A 13,257-nucleotide genomic window follows, 5' to 3' on the forward strand; every position below is an offset into this window, starting at 1 on the left:
GTGGTGGGTCGTGCTGGACTCGAACCAGCGACCAATTGGTTAAAAGCCAACTGCTCTACCAACTGAGCTAACGACCCGAAGGAGCCGCGTATATTACTGATATTTTTTTTCGTGACAACCCTTTTTTTCAAAAAAGTTTAAGATTCATAGGGTTAGCGCAACTGGCTGCCATGAAAGTCATGCTACAAGGGAAGTCAGAAGACAGGAAAGAGAAGGATCCGGCGGGGGTTATTCCACCGGAACTTTTTTGAGATACGATGTGGCGAGCGCCACAGTCCCATCAGCAGAGCCGCTGTACTCGTCAATGACAGACTGGAGCACTTGCCGTGCCTCTGCGTTCTTCCCGGCCTTATGCAGGGTAACGCCCAGTTTGTAGGTAGCATCAGCAGCTTTGGTATGACTGGCAAAATCCGTCATAACCCGACGGAAACGAGCCTCTGCCACATCCAGGTGCCCTTCAACCAGGTTAACTTCACCCGACCAGTAAAGAGCATTCACGAGCAACGGCGCCTCGGGGTAAGTCTCTGCGAAGCTGTCAAACGCCGCACCGGCTTCGGTGAATTTTTTGGCGCGAACCAGCTCCATCGCGGACTTGTAGGCATCTGCAGGTGAAGGCTTACCCACATCAGGGGTGGATGCCTCGGTCACAGGCGCTTTATTTGCACCAGTATCTGCATAGCTTGCCGACATCAGCGACGATACACGACCATCAAGATCAAGATAACGATCCTGTTGCTCGCGTTCCATACGCTCAAGTCGGGCGCCCTGCTCTTCCAGTCGACCACGCAGAGTCGCGATTTCATTCTGCATCTGCTCGACCTGCATCAGCAGCTCGCTGACAAGATTACCCGACCCGGAATTATCGACGGGCAGTTGAGCAACAACAGATTGAGAAGGAAGTGCCGGCGAGGAAGGTTGTGTAACCTGAGGAGAGGCAGGTGCTACCACACGGGTAGCACCTACTGAGACCCAGCCGTCATCAGCGCTGGCACTGGCAGCCATCGCTGCCAGCGTCAGAGTGAGGACCTGCCGTTTCATTAACGGCTCTGGTATTTGATTTCTACGCGACGGTTTTTCGCCCAGCTGTCATCAGTGTGACCAGTTGCAGCAGGACGCTCTTCACCGTAAGAAACTACTTTGATCTGACCATCAGCAGCACCGTTAGCCATCAGGAAACGACGTACTGCGATCGCACGACGCTCACCCAGTGCCAGGTTGTACTCAGGAGTACCACGCTCATCTGCGTGACCTTCCAGAACAACACGGGCGCCTTTGTTAGCTGCCAGGTAAGAAGCGTGAGCAGTCAGAGCTGCTTTGCTTTCGCTCTTGATCGTAGACTGATCAAACGCGAAGTAGAAAGTGGTGATGTCCAGCAATGCTTTCTGAGCAGCGGTGTTGGCATCTGACGCCAGAGACTCGCCCTGCAGAGATGCAGACTCAACACCTGCAGTTGCGCTGTCGCCAGCTTCGTTTGCCTGCTGCTCAGTTGCAGTCATGGCAGCGCCTGCACCCTCGTCGAGGTCGCTGTTGCTTGCACATGCGGTTACCAGCATGGCGCTGAAAGCGAGACCAAGTGCTTTGTACAGAGCTGTCTTTTGCATAATCAATATTCCCAAATTGAGGTTAATAGGTAGTTCTTTGTTTAATTCAATATCGGAGACCAGGCTGGCTCACGGACATCCCCATATCTGGATGGAAGCCGGAATTTTACCTCTCCGTCAACGGATACAGCCGCCAGAATACTTCTGTCATTTTCAGTTGCCGCATAAATTACCATACTTCCGTTAGGCGCAACACTAGGCGATTCGTCCAAATTCGTGTCTCGGGTCAATATCCTCACACGCCCGCTGCTCATTTCCTGAGAAGCGATATGAAAACTGTCGCCATTGCCATGTACGTACACCATCTTACGGCCATCAGCAGTCATCCTTGCACGGGCATTGTAACTTCCTTCGAAGGTTACGCGCTTCACTGACCCTGTTTCACTGTCAAGTTTGTAAATCTGCGGACCGCCCGCACGGCTTGATGTGAACAGAATATGTCGTCCGTCCGCCATCCACTGGGGTTCTGTATCAATCCCATAGTGGGTTGTAAGGCGTTCCACCTTACGGGTGTTCAGATTCATGACATAAATATCGGGGTTGCCGGCATTAGAGTGTACAAATGCCAGTCTGGTTCCGTCCGGTGAAAAAGAAGGTGCACTGTTGGAACCATCAAATGATATGACTTTCTCACGACGACCAGTGCTCAGTTCCTGAAAGAAGATTTCACTCTGACCGTTCTCAAACGAAACGTAGGCGACCTTCTTACCATCCGGAGACCAGGCGGGAGAAAGAATCGGATGTGAGGACTTAAAGATAAGCTGTTCACGCGCGCCGTCCGCGTCAGCGAAGTTCAGGTTGAAGCGGGTTCTCTCTTTGTTCGTGGTCACGTAAACCATCTTGGTGGAAAAAACACCGTCGATACCCGTCAGACGTTTGAAGATAAAGTCACTGATATAATGCGCGAGATCGCGTAACTGAGTTGCCCGCCCTTTCACCCGGTGATGAAGTAGCTCGATCTGCTGGTGAACGTCTATCACATGAAACTCAATCGCATACCCGGCTTCATCGGCGCTGATCCGTCCGACGACGATGAAATCCTGCTTCATACGGCGCCAGTCTGTATACACCACTTCTTCCGGGCGCACCGGTTTGCTTAACATCAGTTGAGTATCCAGTGTCCGGAAATAGCCGGATGAGCCCAGATCATTGTTAATGATGGCGCTGATGTTTTCAGGGAGATTGGTGGCTCCGGTCCATTCAAAAGGAACAACACTGATCGGAATCGCACTCTGGCGCCCCTGAGTGACTTCAATCACCAGTTCAGCCTGTGCATTGAGCGACAGTAATACCAATAGCGACAGAATAATTCTGTTTACCACGATGCATTCTCCGGACGGAATTTCATTGTCAGGGTGCGGAAATTCTTTTCGAACACCCGAATATCTTCTGGAACAGGTAATGGCGAGGCTTTCATGATGGCTTGCTCTACGGAGCGATCCAATGCGGCATGACCACTACTTTTTACTACATTGGCGGAGATCACCTCACCCGTTGGCACCATAACCAGGCGTACTTCTACTTCCAGATTACGGGTGACGTTGGGTGGATAACTCCACTGAGATTCGATCTGAGCACGGATAAGATCCTGATACTCCGCTGTCATCTGAGCTGCTTTTTCGGCCGCCGCAGCCTGACGAGCCTGCTCTTCCTGGCGCCGGATTTCCGCTTCTGCCTGCTCCATGGCCAACTGCTCCATCAGTGCCTGCTCGGCAGCGGCTTTTGCTGCAGCCTGGGCTTCTGCCTTTTCCCGCGCGGCCTTTTCAGCAGCCGCTTTCTCTTTCGCTGCTTTTTCAGCCGCCGCTTTTTCTTTGATCGCCTTATCTTTGGCTGCTTTTTCCGCTGCGGCCTTTTCTTTCAGCGCTTTCTCTTTTGCGGCCTTCTCTCTGGCCGCTTTATCCGCTGCAGCTTTCTCTTTTGCCGCCTTTTCTCTGGCGGCTTTCTGCGCAGCCGCTTTTTCACGGGCGGCCTGCTCGCGCGCCTGTTTTTCCTGACGAAGTCGTTCCTGTTCCTGAAGTTTCTTCTTCAGTTCTCGATCCTTTACTGCCTTGTTCTCTGTCTGAACCACATTCGCAACCATGTGCGGCGGTACAGGTTCTGGCATGACCTGCGCGTCGCGGCGCCACTCACCGATGAGAAGCGCGATCGCGACAATATGCACCAGAATTGCTACAAGAACCGGAAGCTTGTAACTACCGGGATGACGCCAGCTCATATCAGCGACGTGCCTCCGGATCAGGTGCTTCTGTCACCAGACCAACATTGCTGATGCCAACGCCCTGGAGATTCCCCATCAGTTGCACCACCCGCCCATAAGGCACTCCCTGATCGCCCCGGATCATGACCCGGGTCTGCGGTTGTGCGGTCATCAGCTTCGATGCGTAAGACGTCACGTCAGCAAGACTCATCGACTGCGGATCTTCCTCATCGCGCTCAATAAAATATGCCCCGTCGCTGGTTACAGAAATAATCAGTGTGGAGTCGTCCGGATCAATATCTGTCGGCGTGGAATCTACATCGGGAAGGTTAACTGGCACGGTCTGCACCAGCATAGGGGCAGTCACCATAAAAATAATCAGTAACACCAGCATAACGTCGATATAAGGCACGACGTTTATCTCAGCCATTGGCCGGCGTTTTGGGCCCTGCTGTTGAATCGGTTCCATCAGTGAGACTCCGCACCTGCCTTCACAGACTGGTGCATTTTGTGCGCCTGGCGGTACAGCAGCGAACTGAATTCATCAGCAAAGGTGGTCAGGCCCGTGCTGATTTTATCGGTCGTCGCCACGTAGCGGTTGTAGAAAATAACCGCAGGAATTGCGGCCAGCAGTCCCATGGCGGTGGCAACCAGAGCCTCTGAAATACCCGGCGCTACCGTGGCGATCGTCGCCTGCTTAACACTCGCAAGACCATGGAAAGAATGCATGATGCCCCACACCGTACCAAACAGACCGATATACGGGCTGGTTGAACCAATGGTCGCGAGCAGTGGCAGATGATTATCCAACTCTTCACTTTCGCGGGTAATCGCAACGCGCAGTGCACGCTGAACACCGGTCATAACCGCATCCGGGTCACTGGTGTTCTGCTGCCGCATACGGCTGAATTCTTTCAGCCCTGCCATAAATACATTCTCTGCAGCACTGGTGTAAGGCTGTGCCTTACACTCCCGATACAGCTCATTAAAATCAATACCCGACCAGAAACGCTCCTCAAAGGCACGCAGTTCTTTGTGAGTCGCTGACAGTAAACGACCACGCTGGACGATGATGATCCAGCTGACAACAGAGGCTGCAATCAGCATCAGCATGACCAGCTGCACGACGAAACTGGCGTTAAGGATCAGATTGAGGATAGACATGGATTCGTTCACGATTGCTCCGGCAATACTCGGGTTATTTCGGGGTTAACTGTTCGGCGACGTCTGCAGGAATCGCCACTGGACGCCCTGCTTCATTAATACAGGCAGCACGCACGGTAGCTTCTGCCAGAATTTCTTCTGTTCCATCAGACCGGCGCAGGGCCGTCTGGTTCAATGTCATTCCGGCTTTCGATATCTCATCCAGGCTGACAGTGACAATGATTTCTTCATCAAGCAGCGCTGGGCGGCGATACTTCACCGACAGATCACGGACGACAAACCTGAGCCCCTGCTCCATAAGACGGTGCTGGTTAAATCCAGCGGCCCGAAGCCATTCACTGCGGGCACGCTCAAAAAACTTCAGATAATTTGCGTAGTAAACGATACCGCCAGCGTCAGTATCTTCAATATAAATACGCACGGGCCATTCAAACAGATTCATCATCCTTTCCGAGTCTGGCAGGCAAATCAATACCGAAGTGAAGGTAAGCCATGCGGGTCGCTACCCGGCCTCTCGGGGTGCGGGTGATGTACCCCTGCTGCATCAGATACGGCTCCAGCACATCCTCAATCGTATCTCTTTCTTCTCCGATAGAGGCTGCCAGGCTGTCGACGCCTGCAGGGCCACCGTCATACTTTTCCAGAAGCGTGAGCAGCAGACGACGATCCATGTGATCGAAACCATGTGCATCAACATTGAGCATATTCAGAGCCAGGTCCGCGATGTCTTTAGTCACCCGGCCTTCTCCTTTTACTTCTGCATAGTCTCTGACCCTGCGCAAAAGGCGATTCGCAATACGCGGAGTGCCTCGCGCCCTGCGCGCAATTTCTGTCGCGCCTTCGTCATCAACCTCAAGTCCCATGAGCCGGCCCGAACGGCTGACAATATGACTGAGATCGGCAACGTTATAGAACTCAAGTCGCTGAACGATACCAAAACGGTCACGCAACGGAGACGTAAGCAGGCCAGCTCTGGTCGTGGCTCCTACGAGAGTAAACGCAGGGAGGTCTATTTTGATCGAGCGTGCGGCCGGGCCTTCACCCACCATTATATCCAGCTGGTAATCCTCCATCGCCGGATAGAGAACTTCTTCAACTGCAGGATTAAGACGATGGATTTCATCAATAAACAGAACATCGCCTTCTTCCAGGCTCGTCAACATGGCGGCGAGATCTCCCGCCTTTTCCAACACCGGACCTGACGTTGATTTGATCTGTGCGCCCATTTCTTCGGCGATGATATTGGCCAGGGTTGTCTTACCCAGGCCCGGAGGGCCAAACACCAGAGTATGATCCAGTGCTTCACCGCGTCCGCGGGCAGCGCCAATAAAAATCTCCATCTGCTCCCGCACATGCGATTGCCCCACGTAATCGGCCAGCATTTTGGGTCGAATTGCGCGGTCCTGCTTTTCTTCGCCAATCTGGGGGGCTGCGGAGATAAAGCGATCTGTCTCGATCATTTGCCACCCATGGTATTGCGTAAGGCCTGTCGGATCATATCTTCTGCGGTCGTACACTGGTCAGCCACGCTGATCAGCATTTTGGAGGCATCCTGCGGTTTGTAACCCAGCGCGATCAGGGCACTTTCCGCTTCCTGTATCAGCTGATCCTGGGTTTGCTTGTCAGCTGCATCTGCAGCAGCCCACAGAGGTGCTGGCGCCTGCCACTCTTTCAGGCGATCTTTCATTTCAACAATCAGACGCTCTGCGGTTTTCTTACCCACCCCTGGCAACCGGGTCAGAGACTTAACATCTTCACTGTGAACACAGGAAGCGAACGCGTTCACGTCCATACCGGAAAGAATCGCCAGCGCCAGCTTCGGCCCGACACCACTGACCTTGATCAGAGTCCGGAATAAAGTCCGCTGTTCTTTATCGCTGAAACCGTAAAGCTGGTGCGCATCTTCGCGAATCGCGAGATGGGTATACAGTGTGACAGGGGCGCCAATAGTGCCCAACACTGCAAACGTAGAGAGCGGTGCCTGGACTTCGTAACCAACCCCCTGCACATCAATAAGTAGCTCAGGAGCCTGTTTTTCGAGAATAAATCCCTGGAGACGACCAATCATTCAGCTAGACACACAATTCAGATAAAAACGGGCATAGACTATCAGTAAAGTCAGCGCGGACTCAATGTCAGGAAGCCCGCCCCCGACGAAAGGTCTTCAGGCCTGCGCGACTGATCAGACTGGCGTTGGTGTGGGCATGGCAGAGCGCAATTGCCAGGGCGTCGGCGGCGTCGGCCTGAGGAAGCCCAGGAAGTTTGAGCAGGCGCTGCACCATATGCTGGACCTGCTCTTTGTCTGCAGCGCCGGTGCCGACGACCGCCTGTTTGATTGTTCGTGGTGCGTACTCATGTACTGGCAGGTTCTGCAGTGTCGCCGCGAGAATGGCGACTCCCCTTGCCTGCCCCAACTTCAGAGCAGAGTCGGCATTGCGCCCCATAAATACCTGTTCGATGGCAAATTCCTGCGGGATATACTCTTCGATCAGCGTGATGATGCTCTCATGGATGACCTTCAGACGTTCTGGAAGCTCCCCTTTCCCCGTGCGGATACAGCCACTGGTAATGTATTCACAACGCGCACCTACCGTATTAATCAGGCCAAAACCTGTAATACGTGAACCGGGATCTATGCCCAGAATAATGGCCATGTCAGGGTTGCTCGAATACCCACTTCTGCCCGGTTTCAAGGTCCGTCACGGTGAGACGTTTCCAGTCTTCAGGCAAAGTGATTCTGCGGCACGGGCTTGTCATCATCTGAGGAAGCATACTGCCCGCTGCCGGCTTGCTGATTTCGTAAGCAATATTCACCCCTTTGCGATCGCGGGTCTGCTCTTTGACTTCAACACCATACCCGGGAGTCGGACGCTCGCCTGCATTAATGGTGAGTTCGCGGTCCAGCAGGGTCACCCCAGCCATCACGCCACAGTTAAGGCTGTTTTTGGAATACAGTTCGACAGGCTTTGCCTGACCTGCACAGGCCGCCAGCATCAGGCTGCAGCAGAGAACAACAGTGGCTCGGATGACTTGCATTTTACTTTCCATAAAAAAGGCCGGTATCAGTGCGGATACCGGCCGAGTATACAGGCCCGGGGCGGGCCTGTCAGGGGATGCTTCAGCGACTGCTGAAGGTGAAACTGTCGTCCTGCACATCAGCCACTATGGTTTCTCCCGGCATAAAGCGCCCCGAGAGAATATCCTGAGCCAGTGGGTTTTCAATCCAGCGCTGTATCGCCCGTTTCAGCGGCCGCGCGCCGTACACTGGGTCATATCCGACGTCCACCAGCTTAGTAGTCGCAGCGTCCGTCAGTTCCAGTGCGAGATCCCGTTCTTTCAGGCGTTCATGCAACATGTGTAACTGAATATCGGCAATCCCTCGGATCTGATCTTTTTCCAGCGGATGGAAAACGACTGCCTCATCAATCCGGTTGATGAACTCAGGACGGAAGTGGTTACCCACGACGTCCATCACAGCATCACGCATCACCTCGTAATTACCCTCCGGTGCCAGGGTCTGAATCAGGTCAGAGCCAAGGTTAGAAGTCATCACCAGTACGGTGTTCTTGAAATCCACCCGGCGCCCCTGGCCATCAGTCAGCTGTCCGTCATCGAGAACCTGCAGGAGAAGATTGAAGACGTCAGGATGCGCTTTCTCAACCTCATCAAGCAGGATGACGGAGTATGGCTTGCGACGAACGGCCTCAGTGAGATACCCACCCTCTTCGTAACCGACATACCCCGGAGGCGCCCCTATCAGACGGGCAACAGAGTGTTTCTCCATATATTCCGACATATCGATACGCACCATGGCATCGCGGCTATCAAACAGAAAACCTGCTAATGCTTTGCATAATTCGGTTTTGCCGACGCCGGTTGGTCCCAGGAAAAGGAATGAACCATTCGGACGATTCGGGTCCGACAGCCCGGCGCGTGAACGGCGCACCGCGTTGGCGACTGCCGCGATCGCCTGATCCTGACCAACCACAGATTCATGCAGAACGTCTTCCATACGCAGGAGCTTCTCACGTTCACCTTCCAGCATTTTCGTGACAGGAACGCCGGTCCATTTGGAGACAACTTCGGCAATCTCATCTTCGGTCACCTTGTTTCGCAGCAGGGTGAACTCCTGCGTGCCTGTGTTTTCTGCTTCTGCCGCAGACGCGAGTTGCTTTTCCAGTTCAGGAATACGGCCGTACTGGAGTTCCGACATTTTCTGCAGGTCACCCGCACGACGCGCAGCTTCCAGCTCCATGCGGGCCTGTTCAAGCAGTTCTTTCGCTTTACTCGCACCTTCCAGCAAAGCCTTCTCTTTCTTCCAGACTTCTTCAAGTTCAACGTAGGAAGCGCCCGCCTTGTTAATCTCTTCATTCAGATCATTAAGGCGTTTGCGCGCCGCTTCGTCTTTTTCTTTGCGCAACGCTTCGCGCTCGATCTTTAACTGAATCAGGCGGCGCTCCAGACGGTCCATCTCCTGAGGCTTGGAGTCTATTTCCATACGGATTACCGAGGCGGCCTCATCAACAAGATCAATCGCTTTATCAGGCAGGCGACGATCGGCGATATAGCGCTGCGACAACTTCGCTGCAGCGATAATGGCGCTGTCGGTAATCTGTACGCCGTGGTGGACTTCGTACCGTTCTTTCAGACCACGCAGAATGGCAATGGAGTCTTCAACACTTGGCTCATCCACTGTCACTTTCTGGAAACGACGCTCCAGCGCCGCATCTTTCTCAATGAATTCCCGATACTCGTCCAGCGTAGTTGCACCTACGCAGTGCAGCTCACCACGCGCCAGTGCTGGCTTGAGCATATTGCCAGCATCCATCGCACCATCACTCTTACCTGCGCCCACCATAGTGTGCAGTTCATCAATAAAGAGAATGATACGACCTTCTTCTTTCGAAACGTCCTTCAGAACGGCCTTGAGTCGCTCTTCAAATTCACCGCGATATTTTGCCCCTGCCAACAAAGCGCCCATATCCAGAGACAGAATGCGTTTGTTTTTCAGGTTCTCTGGCACTTCACCATTGATAATGCGCTGAGCCAGACCTTCAACCACGGCGGTTTTACCCACACCAGGAGGACCGATCAGTACCGGGTTGTTTTTGGTGCGGCGCTGCAGAACCTGAATCGTGCGACGGATCTCTTCGTCGCGACCAATCACAGGGTCCAGCTTTCCCGCCTCTGCCCGCTCGGTCAGATCGACACAGTACTTGCTGAGTGCCTGTCTGCTGTCTTCTGCATTTGCGTCTGTCACTTTCTCACCACCACGCATGTCTTTAATTGCCTGTTCCAACTTCTGCCGGTCGATACCAGCAGCCTTCAGAGCCCGCCCTGTTGCTCCCTTGTCGTCAAGTGCGGCGAGCAGAAACACCTCGCTGGAGACAAACTGATCACCCCCTTTCTGGGCTTCTTTGTCCGCGAGGTTGAGTATCCGCCCCAGTTCAGGAGCGAGCTGAATATTGCCGTCCGGGCTACTGACGCGAGGTTGATCTGACATGATGGCCCTGAGCGCTTTCTCAAGTTCGACGACATTGACGCCAGCACGGCGCAGCACGTCTTTCGCTGAGCTGTCTGTCTGTTCGAACAAGGCGATCAGTACGTGCACTGTATCAATCTGATTATGATCCTGACCCAGTGCAATGCTCTGACTTTCTGCCAGAGCGTTCTGGAGACTGGTGGTCAATCGATCCATACGCATAAAACGTTCTCCTGCCCTTTCCGGGAATATCTGCTTACAACAGAGATGCGGCCAATTTAGTAATTTTCAACTACCCAAGCATTAACTTTAAAATATCTCAATAACGCCCGATTTGATGCAGCGCATGAAACTGCGCGTATAATGCCGCCCTGTTCCGGTATATGGAGCCGGTTTTTCAGTCCTCAAGGTTTTCCGGAGTCTTTTCATGCAGTCTGACCTCAGACTCGGCGCTTTTTACCTTCTGCTCGGTGAAGCTCTGCTGGCCATTATGGGAGGACTCATTAAATACCTCTCCGACACCCTCTCAACAGAACAGATCGTCTTCTTCCGCAATGCTGCGGGACTGCTCATCCTGATGCCGGTGATACTTACCCAGGGCAGCAAACTGCTGAAAACCTCTGTCTGGCACTGGCACCTGATGCGAGGATTAGTAGGCGTCAGTGCTATGTACTGTTATTTCTGGGCACTCGGGCATATGCCCCTGACTGAGGCCTTTCTGGTAAAGCTTTCCAGCCCATTTTTCATGCCGCTGATCGGTCTTCTCTGGCTGGGTGAACGCGCTGGAAAATATAGCATTCTGGCAGTATTTGTAGGATTTGCAGGCGTAGCCTGCATTCTCAGGCCTGACGACAGCGCCTTTACCTTTATAGCTCTGATCGCACTGCTGGGGGCTTTCCTGGCAGCGCTTGCAAAAGTCACCATCCGCCGCATGTCGGCAACCGAAAGCAGCCAGACAATTGTCTTCTACTTTGGCGTGATCGCGGCAGTAGTCAGTCTGCCGGGCGCCGCTTTGACGTGGCAACCGGTTGAATACGAACTGTGGGGCTGGATCCTTCTTCTTGGGCTGGTCGCAACGCTGGGCCAGCTGGCGCTGACCAAAGCATACCGGATAGCCCCCACCGGGAAGGTCGGGGTGTATGCCTACAGTGCGGTACTCTACGGTGCTCTGATGGGCTGGATCATATGGGCTGAAATCCCAGCCTGGACAACCTGGGCTGGTGCCGCGCTTATCGTTTCTGCCGGCCTGATCAACTTGTGGCAACCTCAGAAAACAAAAGCACAGTCCGAGTAAAACCGGTTTATTATTGCCCAATAGTTAATTATTCTCTTTCAGATAGCATCTTTTTGTCGGAGAGGTTAATACTATGTCCCGTATTGATCCATTGCAGACCTTTGTTGCCGTTGTCCGCGCCCGTAACTTTTCAACGGCGGCGGAATCACTCGGCGTAACGCCTTCGGCCGTCAGCAAACAGATCAGCGCACTGGAAGAGCGCCTCGGGGTACGGCTACTTAACCGAACAACCCGCTCAGTGAGTCCGACAGAAGCCGGGCAGATGTTCTATCAGCACAGCGAAAATATCCTGGATTCAATCACCGAAGCTGAAAAGCTGGTCACCGACTTTGACGACACCCCTAAGGGCAGGCTCCGTATTACTGCCATGTCTAATTTTGGTCGGCGTGAACTGGCGCGGGTATTCAATGACTTCTCTGACAAATACCCGGATGTCAGTTTCGATCTGCACATTTCAGACCGCCCACTCGACATTGTTAAAGAAGGGTATGATTTTGCCCTGCGTATAGGTTCGCTTGAAGATTCCCGCCTGATAGCCAAACCCGTCGCGGAGCAACGGATCGTCATCTGTGCGTCGCCTGCGTATCTTCAGAAATGGGGAACACCGGCCTGTCTTGAGGATATGCTAAAACATCGCATCCTGGTGGTCGCCAACGCGGAATATGCACGCCTGAACTGGCTGCGTCAGTTTGAGAAAGAGAATAACTTCAGCCTCGCCAATATTGAGCGCAAGCTGACGGTAAATGATATCGATCTGATATACGAAGCGTGCCTGGCAGGCATGGGCATTACCGCCCTACCTACCTATATTGCAGAGAAACACCTGAAGAACGGTGAGCTGGTACGCTTGTTTGCAGAGATGGAAATCCCGGTGCGCACCATCAAAGTCGTTTTCCCGCAGAATCGTTATCTGGCCAACAAGAGCCGGGCATTTCTCGATTTTATTACGGAGTATTTCAGCAACGCCTGATCATTCTGTCACTGGCGTTGTATCTGGAGCACAGCGTTCGTAAAACACAGGAGGAACGCGGGAAATACGGCGTTCATCGTAGTCAAAGAACACAATTCCTGTTTTTGCTTTGGCAACGACCTTGTCCTGGCTCTCGTTCACCACCATATAGATAAAGTCACAGCCGTATTTGTTGAAATCTGTCACGCCCACTCTGAACGTCAGCTTGTCACCGACAAACGATTCAGCGACAAAGCTGACGACGATATCCGTCACCATCAGGCCGACACCACCGATATTGAATTCACTGAACTCGTGAGAATGCAGGTAGCGCAGACGAGCTTCGTGCAGGAGAGAAATCATCCGGTCGTTGCCGAGATGGTTACCATAGTTGATATCAGAGACACGCACAGTGAGGTGGGTGGTGAAACTGAAAACGTCTGGTAAATCGAGCTGAACACGTGCCACGGACTACTCCTGATGCAACAAAAACTGGTAAAAAACGACGATTCTTCACAGTCTGGTGGGAATTAAGTTGGTGTCAGTCGCTCGAATAGGCTCTACTATAGA

15 protein-coding genes and 1 tRNA gene are annotated in these 13,257 nt (G+C 53.1%); 2 read left to right on the forward strand and 14 right to left on the reverse strand.

Translation table 11 applies throughout. The features are described 5' to 3' along the window. Position 1: 1 nt before the first annotated feature. The 13 genes from Q1L85_RS14975 to clpB all read right to left on the reverse strand — a co-directional run bounded on the left by Q1L85_RS14975 (position 2) and on the right by clpB (position 10,666). A tRNA-Lys gene (locus Q1L85_RS14975) sits at positions 2–77 on the reverse strand. A 151-nt stretch (positions 78–228) separates the two neighbouring features. Next, the gene (ybgF, locus tag Q1L85_RS14980) at positions 229–1,038 is read right to left on the reverse strand and encodes a tol-pal system protein YbgF (RefSeq protein ID WP_300426732.1); all 810 of its coding nucleotides are present in this window, start codon (positions 1,036–1,038) and stop codon (positions 229–231) included. Further along, complete coding sequence (gene pal, locus Q1L85_RS14985; RefSeq protein ID WP_300426730.1) at positions 1,038–1,601, reverse strand: peptidoglycan-associated lipoprotein Pal; 564 nt, start codon at positions 1,599–1,601, stop codon at positions 1,038–1,040. Before pal ends, ybgF begins: the two co-directional genes overlap by 1 nt. 41 nt (positions 1,602–1,642) lie before the next feature. Beyond that, entirely contained in the window at positions 1,643–2,923 is a 1,281-nt protein-coding gene (gene tolB / locus Q1L85_RS14990) for a Tol-Pal system beta propeller repeat protein TolB (protein WP_300433528.1), read from the reverse strand. Continuing rightward, on the reverse strand, positions 2,917–3,816 hold the full coding sequence (gene tolA / locus Q1L85_RS14995; RefSeq protein ID WP_300426726.1) for a cell envelope integrity protein TolA: 900 nt from the start codon (positions 3,814–3,816) through the stop codon (positions 2,917–2,919). The genes tolB and tolA overlap by 7 nt, the downstream gene beginning before the upstream one ends. A 1-nt stretch (position 3,817) precedes the next feature. After that, positions 3,818–4,267 carry a protein TolR gene (gene tolR / locus Q1L85_RS15000; RefSeq protein WP_300426724.1) on the reverse strand — a complete coding sequence of 150 codons (450 nt, stop codon included), beginning with the start codon at positions 4,265–4,267 and terminating at the stop codon, positions 3,818–3,820. Beyond that, positions 4,267–4,962, reverse strand: a complete 696-nt coding sequence (gene tolQ, locus Q1L85_RS15005) for a protein TolQ (protein WP_370293335.1) — start codon at positions 4,960–4,962, stop codon at positions 4,267–4,269. The genes tolR and tolQ overlap by 1 nt, the downstream gene beginning before the upstream one ends. A 34-nt stretch (positions 4,963–4,996) precedes the next feature. Continuing rightward, positions 4,997–5,407, reverse strand: a complete 411-nt coding sequence (ybgC, locus tag Q1L85_RS15010) for a tol-pal system-associated acyl-CoA thioesterase (protein WP_300426720.1) — start codon at positions 5,405–5,407, stop codon at positions 4,997–4,999. Further along, a complete protein-coding gene (ruvB, locus tag Q1L85_RS15015) occupies positions 5,391–6,422 on the reverse strand; it encodes a Holliday junction branch migration DNA helicase RuvB (RefSeq protein ID WP_300426718.1) in 1,032 nt (343 codons plus the stop codon). Before ruvB ends, ybgC begins: the two co-directional genes overlap by 17 nt. After that, positions 6,419–7,030, reverse strand: a complete 612-nt coding sequence (gene ruvA / locus Q1L85_RS15020) for a Holliday junction branch migration protein RuvA (protein ID WP_300426716.1) — start codon at positions 7,028–7,030, stop codon at positions 6,419–6,421. The genes ruvB and ruvA overlap by 4 nt, the downstream gene beginning before the upstream one ends. Positions 7,031–7,097: 67 nt before the next feature. Then, entirely contained in the window at positions 7,098–7,616 is a 519-nt protein-coding gene (gene ruvC / locus Q1L85_RS15025; protein ID WP_300426714.1) for a crossover junction endodeoxyribonuclease RuvC, read from the reverse strand. A 1-nt stretch (position 7,617) separates the two neighbouring features. Further along, positions 7,618–7,998 (reverse strand): protease complex subunit PrcB family protein, encoded by a 381-nt coding sequence (locus Q1L85_RS15030; RefSeq protein WP_300426713.1) that lies wholly within the window; start codon positions 7,996–7,998, stop codon positions 7,618–7,620. An 82-nt stretch (positions 7,999–8,080) separates the two neighbouring features. Further along, positions 8,081–10,666: an ATP-dependent chaperone ClpB gene (gene clpB, locus Q1L85_RS15035; RefSeq protein ID WP_300433529.1), complete on the reverse strand. Its 2,586-nt coding sequence runs from the start codon at positions 10,664–10,666 to the stop codon at positions 8,081–8,083. A gap of 205 nt (positions 10,667–10,871) precedes the next feature. Between clpB and Q1L85_RS15040 the strand changes: the two genes are divergently transcribed. Together Q1L85_RS15040 and Q1L85_RS15045 are read left to right on the forward strand one after the other, a co-directional pair. Beyond that, the gene (locus tag Q1L85_RS15040; RefSeq protein WP_300433530.1) at positions 10,872–11,738 is read left to right on the forward strand and encodes a DMT family transporter; all 867 of its coding nucleotides are present in this window, start codon (positions 10,872–10,874) and stop codon (positions 11,736–11,738) included. 73 nt (positions 11,739–11,811) lie between these two features. Continuing rightward, positions 11,812–12,708 (forward strand): LysR family transcriptional regulator, encoded by an 897-nt coding sequence (locus Q1L85_RS15045; protein ID WP_300433531.1) that lies wholly within the window; start codon positions 11,812–11,814, stop codon positions 12,706–12,708. Here Q1L85_RS15045 and Q1L85_RS15050 read toward each other — a convergent pair whose 3' ends face one another. Next, a complete protein-coding gene (locus tag Q1L85_RS15050; RefSeq protein WP_300433532.1) occupies positions 12,709–13,155 on the reverse strand; it encodes a thioesterase family protein in 447 nt (148 codons plus the stop codon). Between the last annotated feature and the right edge of the window lie 102 nt (positions 13,156–13,257).

This window comes from uncultured Thalassolituus sp., assembly GCF_950066645.1.
GTDB lineage: Bacteria > Pseudomonadota > Gammaproteobacteria > Pseudomonadales > Oceanobacteraceae > Thalassolituus.

What these genes read in the sequence shown, in the direction of transcription:
- ybgF (WP_300426732.1), bottom strand. Translation starts at nt 1,038, where the DNA reads ATGAAACGGCAGGTCCTCACTCTGACGCTGGCAGCGATGGCTGCCAGT.
- pal (WP_300426730.1), bottom strand. Translation starts at nt 1,601, where the DNA reads ATGCAAAAGACAGCTCTGTACAAAGCACTTGGTCTCGCTTTCAGCGCC.
- tolA (WP_300426726.1), bottom strand. Translation starts at nt 3,816, where the DNA reads ATGAGCTGGCGTCATCCCGGTAGTTACAAGCTTCCGGTTCTTGTAGCA.
- tolR (WP_300426724.1), bottom strand. Translation starts at nt 4,267, where the DNA reads ATGGAACCGATTCAACAGCAGGGCCCAAAACGCCGGCCAATGGCTGAG.
- tolQ (WP_370293335.1), bottom strand. Translation starts at nt 4,962, where the DNA reads ATGTCTATCCTCAATCTGATCCTTAACGCCAGTTTCGTCGTGCAGCTG.
- ybgC (WP_300426720.1), bottom strand. Translation starts at nt 5,407, where the DNA reads ATGATGAATCTGTTTGAATGGCCCGTGCGTATTTATATTGAAGATACT.
- ruvB (WP_300426718.1), bottom strand. Translation starts at nt 6,422, where the DNA reads ATGATCGAGACAGATCGCTTTATCTCCGCAGCCCCCCAGATTGGCGAA.
- ruvA (WP_300426716.1), bottom strand. Translation starts at nt 7,030, where the DNA reads ATGATTGGTCGTCTCCAGGGATTTATTCTCGAAAAACAGGCTCCTGAG.
- ruvC (WP_300426714.1), bottom strand. Translation starts at nt 7,616, where the DNA reads ATGGCCATTATTCTGGGCATAGATCCCGGTTCACGTATTACAGGTTTT.
- Q1L85_RS15030 (WP_300426713.1), bottom strand. Translation starts at nt 7,998, where the DNA reads ATGCAAGTCATCCGAGCCACTGTTGTTCTCTGCTGCAGCCTGATGCTG.
- clpB (WP_300433529.1), bottom strand. Translation starts at nt 10,666, where the DNA reads ATGCGTATGGATCGATTGACCACCAGTCTCCAGAACGCTCTGGCAGAA.
- Q1L85_RS15040 (WP_300433530.1), top strand. Translation starts at nt 10,872, where the DNA reads ATGCAGTCTGACCTCAGACTCGGCGCTTTTTACCTTCTGCTCGGTGAA.
- Q1L85_RS15045 (WP_300433531.1), top strand. Translation starts at nt 11,812, where the DNA reads ATGTCCCGTATTGATCCATTGCAGACCTTTGTTGCCGTTGTCCGCGCC.